At 41.5% G+C, this 17,766-nt stretch carries 1 pseudogene; it reads right to left on the reverse strand.

Features of this window, described 5'->3' with window-relative positions:
* Window positions 1-60: 60 nt before the first annotated feature.
* Window positions 61-17,733, reverse strand: a pseudogene (locus BrL25_RS26620) (beta-ketoacyl synthase N-terminal-like domain-containing protein); the annotation flags it as partial.
* Window positions 17,734-17,766 lie beyond the last annotated feature (33 nt).

The raw sequence follows: 17,766 nt of genomic DNA on the forward strand, positions 1-17,766 counted from the left end.
TAAGAACGCCGACAACTCTGACACAGTTTTATAATGGAATAATCGACTAGGAAAAATACTAGGATCTATCTTATCGGCAATTTCTAATGCCATACTTACAATCGCAGCTGAAGTCAATCCCATCGCAAAAAAACCGTCATCTTTTTTGATAGCTTCAACCGGTTTGTTCATCACGTCAGCCACTAGTTTACGGCAAAATAATAATGCTTTTTCACTTCGGCTTAACGCGACATGGTTATCATCGTTATGCTCTATTCTGCCTGTATCGTCTGCGCGTATAAATGTTACGTGCATCGTGGATCTAGGTTCCGACTTAGAAAGATTTTTAGACTCCGGATGATTCTCCGTTGATCTGCTCGTAATCCAATATTTCTCTTTACTGAACGGGTATGTTGGCAAATGAGCACGCCCTGGAACTTCCGTGTACATTGTCTTCCAATCGATAGAATAGCCCTTACTCCATAGTTCCGCGACTTTTTTAAGCCTATCTTTATCCATCCGCATGGAAATCATTTGCTCCAATTCCTCGTCATTATTACATAATCCTTGATCTTCATTCGTTTCATCGACTGATTCATACCAACTGTTCTCAATTTTTTGCTGTCCGTTTAAAAACTCATGGAAACGAGAGTATAACTCCTCCAAACTAGTAACCAACGTAATAAAACGCTCCCGACAAGCAATCCGTCCTGTCTGCATTGTAAAGGCTAAACGGGACAACGGGATATTCTTATTAGCCTCAATAAACCCAACTAGCTTGCGAATGTATTCGGTCAAAGTTTCTCGATTTTTAGCCGACACAGGAATTAGTACTCCCTGCGTTTCATCAACCAGACGGGCATCAACGTATTCAGGTGCTTCCTCCAAGATAATATGTGCATTAGATCCGGTTGCGCCTATGGAATGTACGGCTGCCCTGCGCACATCCCCTTTTAATATCTTGTCGTCCGACCAATCCATAACCTTACTCGATAGATAGAAAGGGGATGATTCAAGATTCAAATAAGGATTGATTTCTTTGCTAGGCAAGGGATGCAAAATTTTCTTATGATGCAGTTGCAAGATTGCACTCGTCACCCCACTTATACCTGCTGCTGATTCAGCGTGGCCGATATTTGACTTAACCGAGCCTAAAGCACAAAAACTATTTTTCTGCGTATATTTTCGGAATGCCATTGTCAATGCATCTACTTCAATCGAATCTCCGATTAATGTACCTGTCGCATGTGCTTCCATATAACTTATTGTTTCAGGATCAATGCCCGACTTATCTAAACAATCCGTAATGACAGATGCTTGAGCGACTGGACTTGGTACGTGCATGCCGCTTGATTTGCCTACATGATTCACAGCACTTGACTTGATAACGGCGTAGATTGCATCTTTATCCATCAATGCTTGGTCTAGCGGTTTAAGGATGACTACTCCGACACCTTCGGAGGATACATATCCATCACCCCCTGCTCCAAATGAATGGCAACGACCATCACTAGAGTGCATATCCAGCATGCCATAGCTTTGATATTTGCTTGGATGTATCGACAAATTTACTCCACCTGCAATCGCAACCTGACTCTCACCTCTGTATATGCTTTCGATCGCTAAATGAATAGCCGTTAAGGAAGACGTGCATACCGTATCAATTGCAATAGAAGGACCATGGAAATTGCAAAAATACGATACACGATTTGCTATTAATGAAGCATTGAACGATAAAGGAATATCCTTAGTATCACGCGACTCTTCACTTTGGAGCATCGCATAGTCCTGGTGCATAGCACCTACAAACACTCCCACCATTCGTCGGTTATGCTCCCCACTGGAGGCAACAAGGTTATCCGGTGTATATCCAGCATTTTCGATCCCCTCCCAACATACTTCTAGGAAGTGTCTTTCTTGGGGATCCATCCGCGTTGCTTCTTCAGGTGTAATGCCAAAAAAACCTGCATCAAAACACTCCACATCGCTAATAAACCCACCCCATTTGGACATAGGCTTTCCGGAGGGAGATGTTATCCCGTCAAAATAATTGTTATCCCATCGTGTGTGTGGAATTTCTGTAATACAATCAACACCATTGCATAAATTTTCCCAGAATTCTTCGAGATTTGCCGATTTAGGAAAACGACCAGCCATCCCTATAACCGCGACATCTTTTATCCCCAACGAATTCACCGAAGCAGATGAGCATTTTATTTCACTTATGTCTACCGTCATGGAAGATTTAGGCTCATTTGAAATAAGAGATGCAACTTCAGTAATACTTTTAGTACTTTCCATCGTTTGCAATGCGCTTTCTTTGTTTAGCAACCTATCTATTTCAGCAGGGTATTGACGCCATAAATATCCGCTTAGCATTGATATTGTTGAGTGCTCGAAAAAAATCGTTGGCGACAGTTTTACACCGATCGCTGAACTGAGGTTTTTCACTGCTTGCAACAACATAATCGAATCCAAACCAAGCTCATAGTATCCTTTATGTTCGCCTACTTCTTTTTCATTGACACCCACGTATGACGCAATCATAGATTTCAATAGTGCCTCTAGCGTTACATTTGGTACTTGTTTGTGCTGTGCAGGAAGAGATTTTGGTGTATTGTTTTGCGTTTTCTTTAAAAAACGTTCATTCCGAACTGCTTTGATTTTCAAGTTCTTCAGTTCACCTATTTTGCGTCCGTCAGATGAGAAATACTCCAATGTTATGGTTACCAAATCCTGAGTCACCGTTGTGCCAAAATGATTGATGCGCGTATAGCACTCTCTACCGAATAGCTCGCTCGCATTGAACGATTCGTAATATAACGGTAAATATAACTGATCATCAGCGAGCTTTCCTAATACCGCACGTGTGGCGCCAACTACGCTTGCATCTAACACGGCGGGATGAAACAGGTAGCGCTCATTGATATCTCTATCACTTTCGTTAATCGAAACATGAATCCAATTCTCGTTATCCCCTATCAGAACAGCCCCTCGTCCCTTCATGACCCCGGTATGCACCAAGCTGTTTTGAGTGTAATCCGAGTATATTTCACCTAAATCGACTATTTCCCTTGCAAGCACGGGAATCTGCGAAATGTCCACAACTTCAGTAAACGCAGAAGGCTCACTCCGATGCATTTCTGCCGAAACGTAAAGCACGGCTGCTTCTGTTCCATCCACCTTTGCCTGACCGGTTCCAGTAATCTGAATCACCCAACAGCCGTTCTCTTCCAATTTCGCATTTATAACTAATTTTACTGGGTGCGATTCGCTTACGATTAGAGGGCGGTAAATAGTCAGATTCTTCAATTCTAGCAAGCCATATGGAAGATCAGCCTCCAAACACCACTGATAGAGCAAGTCTATCCAGGCAAGACCAGGCAACACGTTTTCTTCAAACACAACATGATTTTGTATGATCGGGTGATTGACGGACAATTTATCATTCCAAGATAAAGATTTCGTAAAGCCATGATCTAGAACGACGGTACCCTTAGCGAAAACCTCATCCTTGGTATGCAAAGGTGACAGGGCTTTGAGATCAAGGCGCTTCATCACCGGAAGAGATAGTGGACGACGGATAGGGCTATATTGACCGTCATCATGATGCCCTAAGATCACATGTGCGTTTGTACCTCCATCCGCAAAACAATTTATCGACGCGAATTTTAGTGCGTGAGCTATCTTTTTATTAGAAAGTTTAAAATTCGCCTCCTGCAAGGAGTAATGTTCCAATGGTTCTATCCCGGACAAAAATGGCACGAGTGATTGTTTTTTAAGCATCAATGCCACTTTAATAAAACTTGCGATACCCTTAGCACACAAAGGGTGTCCTATGTTCGGCTTTACTGATCCCAGATATAGCGCATTCGATGTCTGTGCCCGATAGACAGACTCCACGGCCTTGATTTCCAGCAGATCCGTTACCTCTGAGCCGGAACCATTTACTTCTAAATATTCGATCTGATTCGGCGTGCAGCCGCTTTTTTGTAATGCAGTTTTCATAACTTCTTTTTGTGCATTTATATTTGGTGTGGCAGGTCCAACGGTTCTACCGTCATTATTAATCGCTATTCCTTTAACAACTGCGTATACGATATCTTCATCGCGTTTTGCCTGAGACAGTGTTTTTAAGAGTACAACTCCGCATCCCTCACCTAGTACGACACCTGATGCCCGACGATCCAGGATGTGAAACTCTCCATTTTTCTGCAGCAAATTACGACGGGCAAACAGTTCGTGTGCATAAGAACTAGTCAAAAGAGTGACGCCACCCACCAATGCAGCATCAAGAGAACCGCCCTTCAAGGCATCAATTGCGACCTGCATGGCCACCAACGATGAGGAACATGCCGTATCCAATACAACAGAAGGACCCCTAAAATTAAAAAATTGCGAGATATTGGCTGCCAGATAGTTTTGTCCCATCACTCTGATTGGGTTACGAGCGTTCTCCATTGCTGACTTGTCTATTTCACCAATTGTCCTTGCTCCAATATAAACGCCAATATTAGCGCCATTTATGTCCTGTTGACTGTATCCAGCATGATATACGGCTTTCAGACTCTCCTCTAACAATACTATAGCTTGAGGATCCATCACCTTCGCATCTTCTGCTGGGAGGTTAAAGAACTGCGGATCAATACTGTAGATATCATCTACCAATCCAGCATAGTAATTGCTCTTCATATTCCAGCGCGTCTCAGGTACTTGTTTAATCGCACAACGGCCTTCTGAAATGAGATCCCAGTATGCTTCTAGATTCTCAGCCTCGGGAAAACGGCACGCCATGCCCACAACAGCGATGTCCTCGCTCATCGAAGGGTATATCTCTTTTTCGCTCATACATTGAGGGGTTGGAGTCGGTGATTCTTCCATATATTTAATGTCCTTTGCTTCTAGAACGGTTGGCTCCTCCAGATCGTTCCATGTGTTATCCTCCTCATTGCCGTAAGAGCTCAACTGTTCAAGATACGTTTCTGAAAACCAAATAGCAAATGCATCTAGCGTTGAATACTCAAGTAAAATAGACGGGTCGATTCGTATATTTAAAGCTCGATTTATTTTTTGTAAAATTTGTGCCATCAAGATCGAATCGATGCCATAATCAGCGAACAATGTATCCTTGTCAAGTTGGTTAGGATTTAACTTTAACTCGGATTCAAATATCGGCTGCAAAAACGATAATGCCCTTTCAATAGCATCAATACCTGCCTGTTGCCCAACCACTGCAGATTGCTTCTGCATTCCTTTACTTGGCTTATCTTTCGCATTGTAACGTGGGACATTATTCAACAAATGACCTGGGCTCCAATCCCGGCCATTGACAACCACTGGCATTACAATTCGGGCATTTATTCCTCCCAGAATCTCATCCAGGATGCGTAAGCCTTCTGCATCTGTAATGCTCTTGATTCCAGTGTTGAGATAAGCCTGACTTTTAATTTCCCCAAGGCCCGTTTCCTTCCAGCTTGGCCATTGAATGCTCACCATAGGAACCTTGGAAGAAGCGGTTGATTCCGAGAAATAATCCATAAAAGCATTTGCCATTGCATAGTCGCTTTGTCCAGCACCCAAGCTAGGAATAGCGGATGCTACCGATGAAAACAGGAGAACAAACGCTATATGATCTGGATTGAGACAACGTAATAGGTTTTCAGTTCCCGTTACTTTAGGTGATAACACCCGCGCTATACTCTCCTGGTCCTTCCTGATGAACGCAGGATTAATAAAATCAGCTAAACCTGCTGCATGTATAACACCTGTAATTCGTCCCATAGAGGACTCTATAGCAGATATTTCAGACCGAACGGCATCAGCATCATTAAGCGGTACCGATAAGACCCTGACGGTAACACCTTGTTTTTCTATGCTTTCGATTGCCTTAATTTTTTCTTGTACCGAAGCAGAAAACTGATCTAATTGTGACCACTTGCTTCTGTCGGGAATTTTCTCCTGCCCGGTTAAGACAAGCTGTTTAACTCCGTACTTCGTAACCATATGGCGAGCACACAGCATTCCCAATCCTCTTGTTCCGCCGGTCACCAGCAAAACGTGGTCGTCGCTAAATGTAAGTGTTTTTGACTCTGTATGAATACGGTCGAGATCGAAGTCCACTAAAATGGACTCATAACGTACGCCATTGCGATAGCAAACTTCATTTATTTTTGTTTGCGTTTGGATTTCTCGCAAAATGACTTCGGCTTGCCGTGTCAGATCTTCATCCTTAGGATCAAGGTCAACATGACGACTGCTAAGAGAGGAATATTCGTTCTGCAACATTCTATACAGACCTGCCGATGCTGCACCAAACACATTGACATTATCATTCTGGAATGATTCAAGCCCTTTCGTAATATGGATGAGCTTTAGACCACTAACAGACCTGCTATTTTCTATCAATCGTTGCAGATAAGGAATTGACTCAAGAGATGTTTCAAATTCTTCGATCTCTGCTACATTAACCCAAACGTCACATTCCATCATTTGTTCTTGCCAGACGTTGCTTAACTGACCTTTTTGCAACAATATGGAATTGCCATATTGTTGAGCAATACATTCAGCCAATGCTCTTGTAGAGCTGTTATGGTAGATCAGCATGAGACCGTTGCTCTCATTAAAACTAATAGCTTCTGATTTTCTCCACGACTTCTGTACATACTTGACTTGACGTTCGAATGATGAGCTATTTATCCCCATACCTTGAAGCACTGTACGTGTATTGCTTTCGTTCTTAGTTATCCAATAGCGTTCCTTGGCAAAGGGATAGGTTGGCAGACTAATCCGTCTAGGCTTTCTGTCGCCATATAATAAATCCCAATCCATTTCTAAGCCTGTTGTCCATAATTCCGCTAACTTTTCAAGCTTTCCTTTCAGGATCCATTTGTGGAGTAATTCTTTTGAATCTTCATCCACTGCAAAAAACTTAATGATTTCCTTATTTTGTTTGACATTTCCTTGGTAGCAATGCTTATTCAAGTTTTTATTGTCTATAAAATCTTCTAGTTTTGTAATTAAGTCTTGGACATCTTTAACGATGAATAGCATCCGTTCTTCCATCGCTTGGCGTCCCACTTGTAATGTGTAGGCTAAATCTGCCAAATTGACTCCGCAGGAAGAAAGGGCGGATTCTTGACCATCCTTGCCTTCCTCATAGTGATTTAAGAGTTTCGCCGCTACAGAGACAATAGAACAAGGTTGATCCGGTTCCTTAATGTTGATCTCAACCTTACACTCCTTTTGAATCTCTTCCTCAATACGCATGAACTGAATGGCATCTACTCCATACTCATTCCAATCTTCTTCTAATTCAATGGCCTCTTCTTCTACATGAATAAGACTCGATAGAATCCTACGGATCCGTAACTCCAGATTTTCTCGACGTTTTGTTTGATCATTCGATGTTCCTTGTTCTGCGTTGCCGTCAGAAGATTGCTGCCTTTTGAGGAAAGTAAGCAGGTTCTCTGCATAGACATGCAGTCGTTCTTTATTTTTCGCAGAAAGAGGAATCATAAATAATGTAGACTTTGTCTGCTCGGTGCCTTGTGACACGTTTGCTTCAGTAGGAATATATTCCTCCAAAATAACATGAGCATTTGATCCAGTAGCTCCAAAGGAACTTAAAGCGGCACGACGAGGATAACGAACTTCCTGGTCATTTTCCATTATCACAGGTTGTTTCCAACCCTCGGTTAAGCGCTGAACATAGAATGGAGATTTCTCAAAACTAATATACGGATTTAATTCCTCTGAATGTAAGGAAGGAACTAGAGTTTTATGGTAGAGATTCAGTACCACCTTGTGAAGACCACTAATTCCCGCAGCGGACTCAGCATGCCCTATATTGGATTTAACGGAACCAATCGCGCAGTATTGCTTATCGTGCGTATATTGACGGTAAGCTTTCTCTAACCCCTGCAACTCAATCGGATCCCCCAAAGATGTTCCTGTTCCATGTGCTTCTACATAACTAATTGTTCGCGGATGTATCCTAGTTTTTTCCAAGCATGTCGCAATCATATCCGCCTGTGCAACAGGACTCGGTACCGTAATCCCGCTAACTGTTCCCACATGATTGATACTACTGCCTTTAATCATCGCATAGATATGATCGCCATCTTGAATTGCCTTCGTTAACGGTTTTAACAGGACAGCACCAATGCCTTCGCCTGACACATATCCATCGCCACCCTTACCAAATGTACGACAATGTCCATCACTGGAATGTAAATCCATCATCCCATAAGATAAATATTTATGAGGATGCAAAGATAGATTGACACCACCAGCCAGAGCTACCTCACACTCACCATGCCTAATACTTTCTAAAGCCATATGTAAGGCTGTGAGAGAAGAAGAACAAACGGTGTCAACCGCCATGCTAGGGCCGTGGAAATCGCAAAAATAAGAAACCCTATTGGCAATCTGAGCATAGTTCAATGACAAAGGAAATACCTGTTCCGAAGATAACGCTTCGGCACCGATAAAGGCATAATCTTTATGCATGACACCAACGAATACGCCTACTTGTCGTCTTGCATTCTTCCCCTTCGTCCTAACCAATGTCTGGGGAGTATAGCCGGCATCTTCTATCGTTTCCCAACAAGTTTCCAAGAATAAACGCTCTTGTGGATCCATAATCTCTGCTTCTCTAGGCGATATTCGGAAAAATTGAGGATCGAAGCATTCCGGATCATCTAAGAATCCCCCCCACTTAGACATGTTTTTGTCTGAGGGCGACTGCAATCCATCAAATTGATGCCATTCCCAACGAGATTTCGGAACTTCACTGACACAATCTTTACCCGCTTTTAGATTCAACCAGAATTCTTGGAGATTTTTTGCTCCAGGATAGCGTCCCGACATCCCGATTATCGCAATGTCTTCCTTTGCTGAAGAACTTATAAGACTGGATTTTTCAGACGAATAATCCTCTGGTTCAAACTTAAAATTCGACGTATTCTCAGCTGTGGAAGAGTCTCTAAGTATCGAACTGCTTTCTGGTATTTGTTCAATCTCTTGCGATTGATAATGTTCAGTGAGATAAGCTGCTAATTCAGCAATTGTCGTGTATTCAAATAACAAAGTCGGAGATAAGGAGTCTTCAATTTTGTGCTCAAGTGCAGTTACAACCTCCAACAATTTTTGCGAATTTAAACCCATCTCATAATAACCAGTCTGCGTATCGATTTGCTCTATCGGTTTTTTCAATCGCTCTGCGATCAATTGCCGTAAAAAAGATTCAAATTCAATCGATGAGACTCTATTGTCATCAACTGAGACGCTTGACGTGATAGATTGAGCGACAGATGGAGGCACTGATGAAGCCACATCCTCTATCGACGGCAGTGCTGTTTTCTGGCGAGCAGGATCAATTAATCCAGCATCTCGAACCAATTTATTAATGAATTGCTTTAATTCTCCTACTTTTTTGCCGGTACTATCAAAAAATTCCATTGTCAGAGAAAGAAGTTCTTTTTTCTGTTGTACCGATGAATTTTGAATCCGCGTGTAGCAGTGTCTTTGCAAGAGAGAAGAGGCACGGAAGGATTCATAATAGAGCGGCAAAAATAATTGCGGTTCCCCGTCAACCAATGTAGGAAACAATTTAGATCCTACCGCACTGCCATCAATAAGTGTCGGGTGAAACAGGAAATCGCCTGCACTTGGCATAGCCTCGTGACCAAGGGAAATATCTACAATAGTTGCAGAATCTAAATCAAAAACCCTACCTTCTGCCTTAATAAATCCGGTATGAACCAATTCCTGACGCCTGCTTCGTGTATATAACTCCTCTAAACTGTATATCTTGTTCGCTGATTTTTGAATGGTTTCTACATCAAGTGTTTCATCAAAAACAGCCGGTTCTATTTGATGCATTTCTGCCGTGACATATAGTTTTTTATCTGCAACTAAGCTTCCGATGTGTTCTTCTTGCCCTTCCACACGAAGCTGCCATTGGCCATCGCTCCTTTCAGAGCACTCAATACTAAGCACAACATTATAATCTTCTCCCACAGTTAACGGGTTATAGATGGTTAATTTGCGAAGTTCAAGGTTATGGTACTTATACCCATTCCGCGCAAATACTTGATATAACAAATCAATATAGGCCAGTCCCGGCAACAATGACTGACCATAAACCTTATGATGCTGTAAAACAGGATCTTTGATGTCTAATGTCTTCTTAACTACTACTACTTTGCTCTTATTTGCCGGTATTAAAGATTGCGTTTTTTCAGTTAAAGGGACAATCTCACATCTATCTAATTTTGGAGGAGCTATCGGATGTCGCTTTATTACGCGCGAAGATAGGTCATCCCAAGCTTCCAAAATAACATGGGCGTTAGTGCCACCATCGGCAAAACAGTTTATTGCTGCAATCAAAGAAGGATTTGTCCACTCCCTACTATTTCGACAAAAATAAAACGGTGACGATTCTATGTCAAAATACTTTGGCGGCTGCTCTCCAGACAAAAAGGGAACAAATTTTCGATGCTGAAGCATCAGAACCACTTTAAGCAAGCTTGCAATGCCTTCCGCACATAACGGATGCCCGATATTAGGTTTAATCGATCCTAATCCCAAAGGAGCAATAGTATGAGATCGGTAAGTAGATTGGATTGCCTTAAGTTCGAGCAAGTCAGTCACCTGAGAACCTGAGGCATTCGCTTCAATATAGCTAATCTCTTCCGCTTTTTTGGCACTTTTGGTTAGTGCAGTTTGCATAACCTCTTTAAGCGCCTGCAAATTAGGGGTTGCCGGTCCCGCAGTTCGTCCATCGTTATTAATTGCAGATGCTTTAATGACGGCATAAATTTGGTCCCCGTCCTCCACTGCTTGCTTCACTGTTTTTAACAAAACCATACCTACGCCTTCTCCTAACACATTTCCATTGGCGCGCTGGTCAAAAGCATGGAACGATGACTCAGGATTCAATATCCCCCGCTGTTGCAATATCCGATGGGTTTCATCCGTATTTAACACATTGACTCCACCGACGAGAGCGGATTCAACCTCTCCGCTGCTCAAGGCTTGCATTGCCATATGCATCACAACTAATGCAGAAGAGCAAGCCGTATCCAACACAAGACTTGGTCCTCGAAGATCAAAGAATTGTGAAATATTAGCTGCTAAATAGTTTTGGCCGAAAGCTAGTATAGGATTCTGAGCTTGACGAATACTGAATTCTTCTGGTTTGTGTTGACTTCGTGCCCCAAGATAAACCCCTACCGACTTTCCTTTCATTTCTTGATGGGTATACCCTGCGTGATACCATAGCTTGAGACTTTCCTCGAGCAACAATAAAGCCTGTGGATCCATCGCCTTGACATCTTCTTCTGAGAGCAGGAAAAATTTCGGGTCAAAACACCTGATGTTATCGAGCATTCCTGCGTAAAATCCGCTCAAATACCCCCAACGTTCTTGAGGCACCGCACGAACCATTGATTTGCCTTCCGACAACATATTCCAGTACTCTTCAATATTGTCTGCACCCGGGAAACGGCAGGAAAGTCCAATTATAGCAACATCTAATAGATTTCCCTTCGTTATGTCAGCTCTTCTTTGCGATTCTTTTTCCAATGATAGACTCTCTATGTTACGGTCAGATAGAACAGACAACGAATCTTGCACATTAGGAAGCACTGTCGATAATACAGTTGAATATGTTTCAATAAGCCATGCCGAAAGAAGCTCGATGGTTGAAAATTCGTATAAAAGAGATGGATCTAAATCGGCTTTAATATATTGATTTATTGATCGCAATATTTGAGCCAGAAAAATAGAGTCCACTCCAAATTCTTGAAATGGCGTTTCTGTCTCCAATTTCGAAGGATCCATCTTTAATTCTTTAGAAAACAACGAAATTAGCCATGTTCGAGTCGCACCCATAAGGGTATCTGATTGTGATGCAGAATTAGTGTCAACCGTCTTCAGGAGTTGTGTCCTAGCAATCAGCGAATTGGCTTCCTGATTTCTTCGTAGCATTAATTTATGCGGCTTCCATAGATTTGGCTCAACCACAGCTGGCAAAACCACGGGTCCCATCTTTTTTGAGAGGATGTAATCTAAAAGTTTTAGCCCTTCTGCATTCGTATGACTTAACAATCCAGTTTGTTGATAAGCCTTGTTTTTGACTTCACCCATTCCGGTCTCTTTCCAGTTTGGCCATTGAATACTGACGATTGGACAAGTATGATAATTCGCTTCTGCAAAGTAATCCATGTAGGCGTTAGCTGCAGCATAATCACTTTGTCCGGAAGCCAAAGTTGGTATAATTGCCGATACCGAAGAGAACAGGACAAAATACTGCAAAGGCTCATTTCTTACGCATTGATAAAGGATATCAAGACCTCTAACCTTAGGATCTGCAACACGCTGGATGCTATCGATAGACTTGCGGATAAAAGCAGGATTGTCTGTGTTGTCGATACCAGCACAATGAATGACCCCTCCGATAGGCCCTAATGTACTTTTTATCTCTTGCAGACTCTGTTTTACAGCATGTTCATCCGTCAATGAAACTGATAAAACTCGAACCTGAACACCCTGTGCTTCCAGCGCTTGTACATTTCTAATTTTTTGCACAATGGGATGGTTTTGTCGTATATATAAATCCCACTGATCTCTAGGAGGAATAGTCTCTCTTCCTGTGAGCACTACGCGTTTAATTCCATAGTTTGTTACAAAATGTTGGGCACATAAATATCCAAGCCCGCGTGTCCCACCGGTAATCCATAGCACATATTCTTCAGGGAACGCTATTTTTTGCCCCCCTTGCTCTTCCACTTGATATTCCTGCAAATAGGCTCGATAACGTTTTCCATTCCGATAACAAACCTCAGCATCTTCGCTATCTATCAAAAATTCGGAAACAATCTGTTTGGCGAGCTCGTGATCATCGGTGGTTCGTTCCACATCCATATGACGCGACCGCAGATGTCCATATTCACTCTGTAACATACGATACAATCCGGCACGGGAAGCCCCGGACAAATTGACAGATGAATGAAAATAAGACTCCAATCCTTTAGTCACGCACAACATTAAGCTCTGATTATGGCCATATTCAATCCACTGCTGAATCCATGGAATCCAATCCAATGACTCATTTTTATCAAATCCACAGCCAACCAAATCGATAATGCCATCACACTCTATCCATTCTTTTCCTGAAAGCGGAAATTGAGATAAAAGATCATGGAAGTTTACGACTATGCTACCAGAGAAATACTGGGCAAGACAATTGGCCAACTTCTCTGTGTCTTCTGTTTTCAAAATGACAATCGACCGCTCCACGACTTTAGCCGAATGACACTCACTAGGTTCCCATTGTTTTTTCAAAAGACACATAGCACGTGGTACTACGTATTTTTCGTCAAAGGATTCTTCTATTTCTTTAGTTGATGGACTGCTTTTCGTTGGATTGGTAATCACTAATTCAGGCACCCAATAATGTTCTTTGGCAAAAGGATAGGTTGGAAGACTGATTCGTGATATGTTGTCAGCAACAAAAATATTTTTCCAGTCTAGCTCATATCCTTTCACAAACAATTCAGCCAAAGTCCTCAGTTTATTGCTGTATTCTGCCACACTCCATTCCATGCCTTCTGACAGTTCTTTCAGAATCATCTGTCCTACCTGTTCAAACAGAGGCTCAGCCTGATCTCTTTTTTGCAACCGGTTTTCCCTAAAATATCCGTCAACATGGCCATGAAGAAGACTTTCCTTGAGTTTTTCTTGCAGTTCCTGAACATCTTTGATCACAAGAGCAGATCTGACTTCAAAATGTTCCCTCCCCAAAAGCAAGGTGGCACTAATGTCAGTAAGATCGTGCTGTTTTCCTTCCTGCTCCAGCCAAAGTGCCAAATCCCTCTCTCTTTGTTGAAGCGCTTCTTCTGATTTGGCTGACAAAGCAATGATATAACTGGATGATTTCCTGTTACCTTGTCTGTTGACGATTGGAGCTTCTTCAAGCACTACATGTGCATTGGCACCGCCGGATCCAAAGCTACTCACTCCTGCACGTCGTATTGTTTGACCATTTGAAAGTGTCCATGGCCTATTTTTATTTACCATGTAAAAAGGAGTGTTCGAAAAATCGATATGTGGATTCAATTCCTTGAAATGCAAAGAAGCAGGAAGCGCTTGATGCCTCATGCTTAGAATTACCTTTAAAAGACCTGCTAAACCTGCAGCGGCTTCTAAATGTCCAATATTCGTTTTAACCGAACCTAAGCCACAGTAAGGTTGCGAATGATGTTCCTCTTTCGTCTTAGAAAGCTGGGCAAAAGCCTCTTTTAGTCCACTAAATTCGATCGGATCTCCTAATGAAGTGCCCGTACCATGAAGCTCAATATACCCTACAGTTTCTGGTTCGATTTTAGCAGTTTTTAAGGCTTCGCTTACTAAATCAGCCTGTTTTTCTGGGTTCGGCACAGTCAGCCCGCCCGCCTGACCTCCATGATTTATTACCGTACCTTTTATGACTGCATAGATTGAGTCTTGATCACGAATAGCCTGTTCTACAGGTTTTAAAAGGATCATTACTGCCCCTTCACCGCGTACATAACCATTTGCCTCTTTGTCAAAGGTTTTACATTTTCCGTCTTTCGACAACATTCCTGCTTTATAATAAGCGATATTGTTGGATGGATAACACATGATGTGTATTCCGCCAACTAAAGCTTGTTCGCACTCTCCTTGGTTCAAGGATTTAATAGCCTCATGAACAGCTACCAAAGAGCTTGAACAAGCTGTGTCAATTTGAATACTCGGACCATTAAAATCATAGAAATAAGAAATTCTATTAGCCAAAGCAGCCATAGAAACCCCTATACCGAAATGAGCTTCTACCTCCTGAATATTTTTATCAAGAAGTCTATTGTAATCAGAGCCACTGGCACCAATAAAAACACCTGTCTTGCTGCCTGATAAGGCTTTTGCTTTATATCCGGCATCCTCCAGACAACCCCAGCTCATTTCTAATAAAATTCGCTGTTGGGGATCCATAATTTCCGCTTCTTTTGGAGATATACGGAAAAAGGAGGCGTCAAAATGAGCGATATCATCTAAAAAGCCACCCGTATCGATCCCCTTATGCTGATTACTAGGATCAATATCAGGTGGCCAATTCCATCTTTTAGGAGGCATCTTACCTATGGCATCGTTGCCGTTTATTAATAGTTCCCAAAATTGATGTTTGTTCACGATACCGCCTGGAAGTCGACAAGCTACACCTACGATAGCGATCCCATTTTGCTGAATTGCTGAATCATGTACGATAACTTCCGGTTCATCCAAGTCGTTGTAATTATTTCGAACGCTTTGTTTCGGAATAACCGTTTCTTGAGTTTTCGCAGTCCTTTCCGATGCTACATCATCAACGTGCTCTTGTAAGTACGTAATAATTCGCTCAGCTGTATTATGCGTAAAGAAAAAAGTGGGCTTGAGTGGGAGTTGATATTTATAACTGATTTGTTCGTTAAGTTCCAGCAAATCAGCGGAATCCAATCCCATTTCCATCAATGGCCGTTCTAATGAGAATCCATCCTCTTTTGTACTCCCAAGAATAAATGTAATTGTGTTCTCTATAAAATGTTTAATCGAATTCAATTTTTCCGTATCGTCTACCTTGGCGATCTTTTTGGGATTTTTGCTGTTCAATTGAATATCGGAACGTTTTCGATTAAAAATGTCGTATTCTAACAAAACTCCATATCCATTGTTCTTTTTATCATGAGGACGATAATTAGGAACAGGCTCCAAAATTTTCGCCCCATGCACTTCATGAAATCGCAACGTAGTATCAACTAATCTTCCCTGTACATTACGAATTGTAATATATTCCTGAATGTTTGTTGAAGTATAATTATGAAACTCTTTACATCTTGTAATGCCTACTACCGACTGGATACCATTCATCAGACTGCATCGCTGCAGCATAAACTCTAGCAATTGATCGCCCAAATTTCGATGCTGCATCTCCGGAAGAATATTTACGCCTAGTAATTGAATGATACTTCCTTCTTTGATGTGCAGGCTTTCTACCGTCTCAATAGAGTGGTCTTTTAAATCATCCTTGTTCGCAATTCGCTGCGAATAAACAGCGCCTACAACTTGATTATCCAATTCGAGTACCAATTGTCCTTCAGGATACTTTTTCAATCTTTCTTTAAGAACAGCTAAAGGAGTTTGCAAACCAGATTCCCAAGATTGGTTTTCTATTAATTGTAAAGCTGGCAAATCTGCTTCTCGCACAAAGCGCACTCTATATTCTCTTGGCGTAAAATGATTTAGAGTAATCCGTCCAAACGGCAATGTCTTTGGATACTTTTTACAAGTATTCTTATCAGGAAATAACCCGATTTCCGCTGCTGCCATTAAAAATTTATCCGCCTCGACCAGTTGCTGTTGTGAAAATCTATGATACGCATCAAAATGTAGATTTTCACACTTATCTATAAAGTCATTGACTGTTTTGGGTTCTAAACAATGTACTTCAAGCACAATTAAGCCATGCTTGCCAATAATGAATGACCATCGTTCCAGATGTTCTACTAGGCTTTGCATAACAGAGGTTGCTGGTATACTTTTTCCTGCTCTGTCAACATAGACAGCTTCAGACGGAATTTTGGATCGTGCTTCAGCTGCAGAAATATCGGATGGTGGAATATAAGGCCGGTCATGATCGAGAAAAGAACGAACATGTAAAATATTATCTACATCATGAATGCCTCTATTTTTTATATCCGCGATCATCTGCTCGGGATCATTAATGTCACCTTTTAAAACGACATGATCTATATTTTTAAGGGTTTTAGCAGTTTCATTCAATGCTTTCTCATTGAAATCTATACCTATTAGCTTAATCGGATACTCATCAAGCGCCTTGCCCCTTAGCGATTTATTCTTGATAATGGCATATATTTTTTCAAGTAGTTTTCCATCACCGCACCCCATATCCGCAACATATCTAGGCTGTTCGTCAATAGGTTCACGATTAAATATAGATAGTATGATTTCTTCCATATCAGAAAAATATTTTTCATGTTGAAATCCACTTCCAATTACATTTAACGTACGGTCTACATGCAGTTCGTGATCCAACAAATCCCGTTCAAAGACAGATTTACAATCTCCGAATATTATTTCTGACATCTTTGAAAGCATTGGTCTATAGGAAGCGACCGTTGCTGTAATAAAAATTCGATCCACAATAAATCGGCCGATGTCTGTAAATCTATCTACTCCATGTTGTTGGGTCAGCCAACCTTGATTGATAAAAAACGCTACAATTTTTTCGCGTACTGCAGGGCTAAGCTTTGATAACAATGGTACTTCCGGATTATCCGAATTACCCAATTGTTCATATTCTTTCAAAGTAAGAAGCAGCGGAATAATCAACATACCATCAAGAAATTGGGAGTACATAGGATTGTCTATATTCCAACTCTTCCCGGATAATTTCATCCATTTTTTGAGACTATGCTTTTTCTTTGCTTGATTTACGTAATCCTGCATAGGAAATGACATTAAGTCCAAAATATCTTGCGGGATTTTCTGATGAATCTCCGCTTCAGGAGTTAATACATATTCATCGCTACTGTTTTTAGAAACCCAGTTTAAAGATTCCAAAGTATGCAATGCTATTCGAAGATGCCCGCTATTTGCCTGCAAGCGGTGAACAAGGGTGGTAAAAGGAACCGGATTATTTGTATCTAAAATCTCAAAAAGGCCTTGTTTTTTGCAGGCAATAATAACAGGGATGGTGACATAACCATG

Source organism: Brevibacillus laterosporus DSM 25 (assembly GCF_002706795.1).
GTDB classification, from domain to species: Bacteria; Bacillota; Bacilli; order Brevibacillales; family Brevibacillaceae; genus Brevibacillus_B; species Brevibacillus_B laterosporus.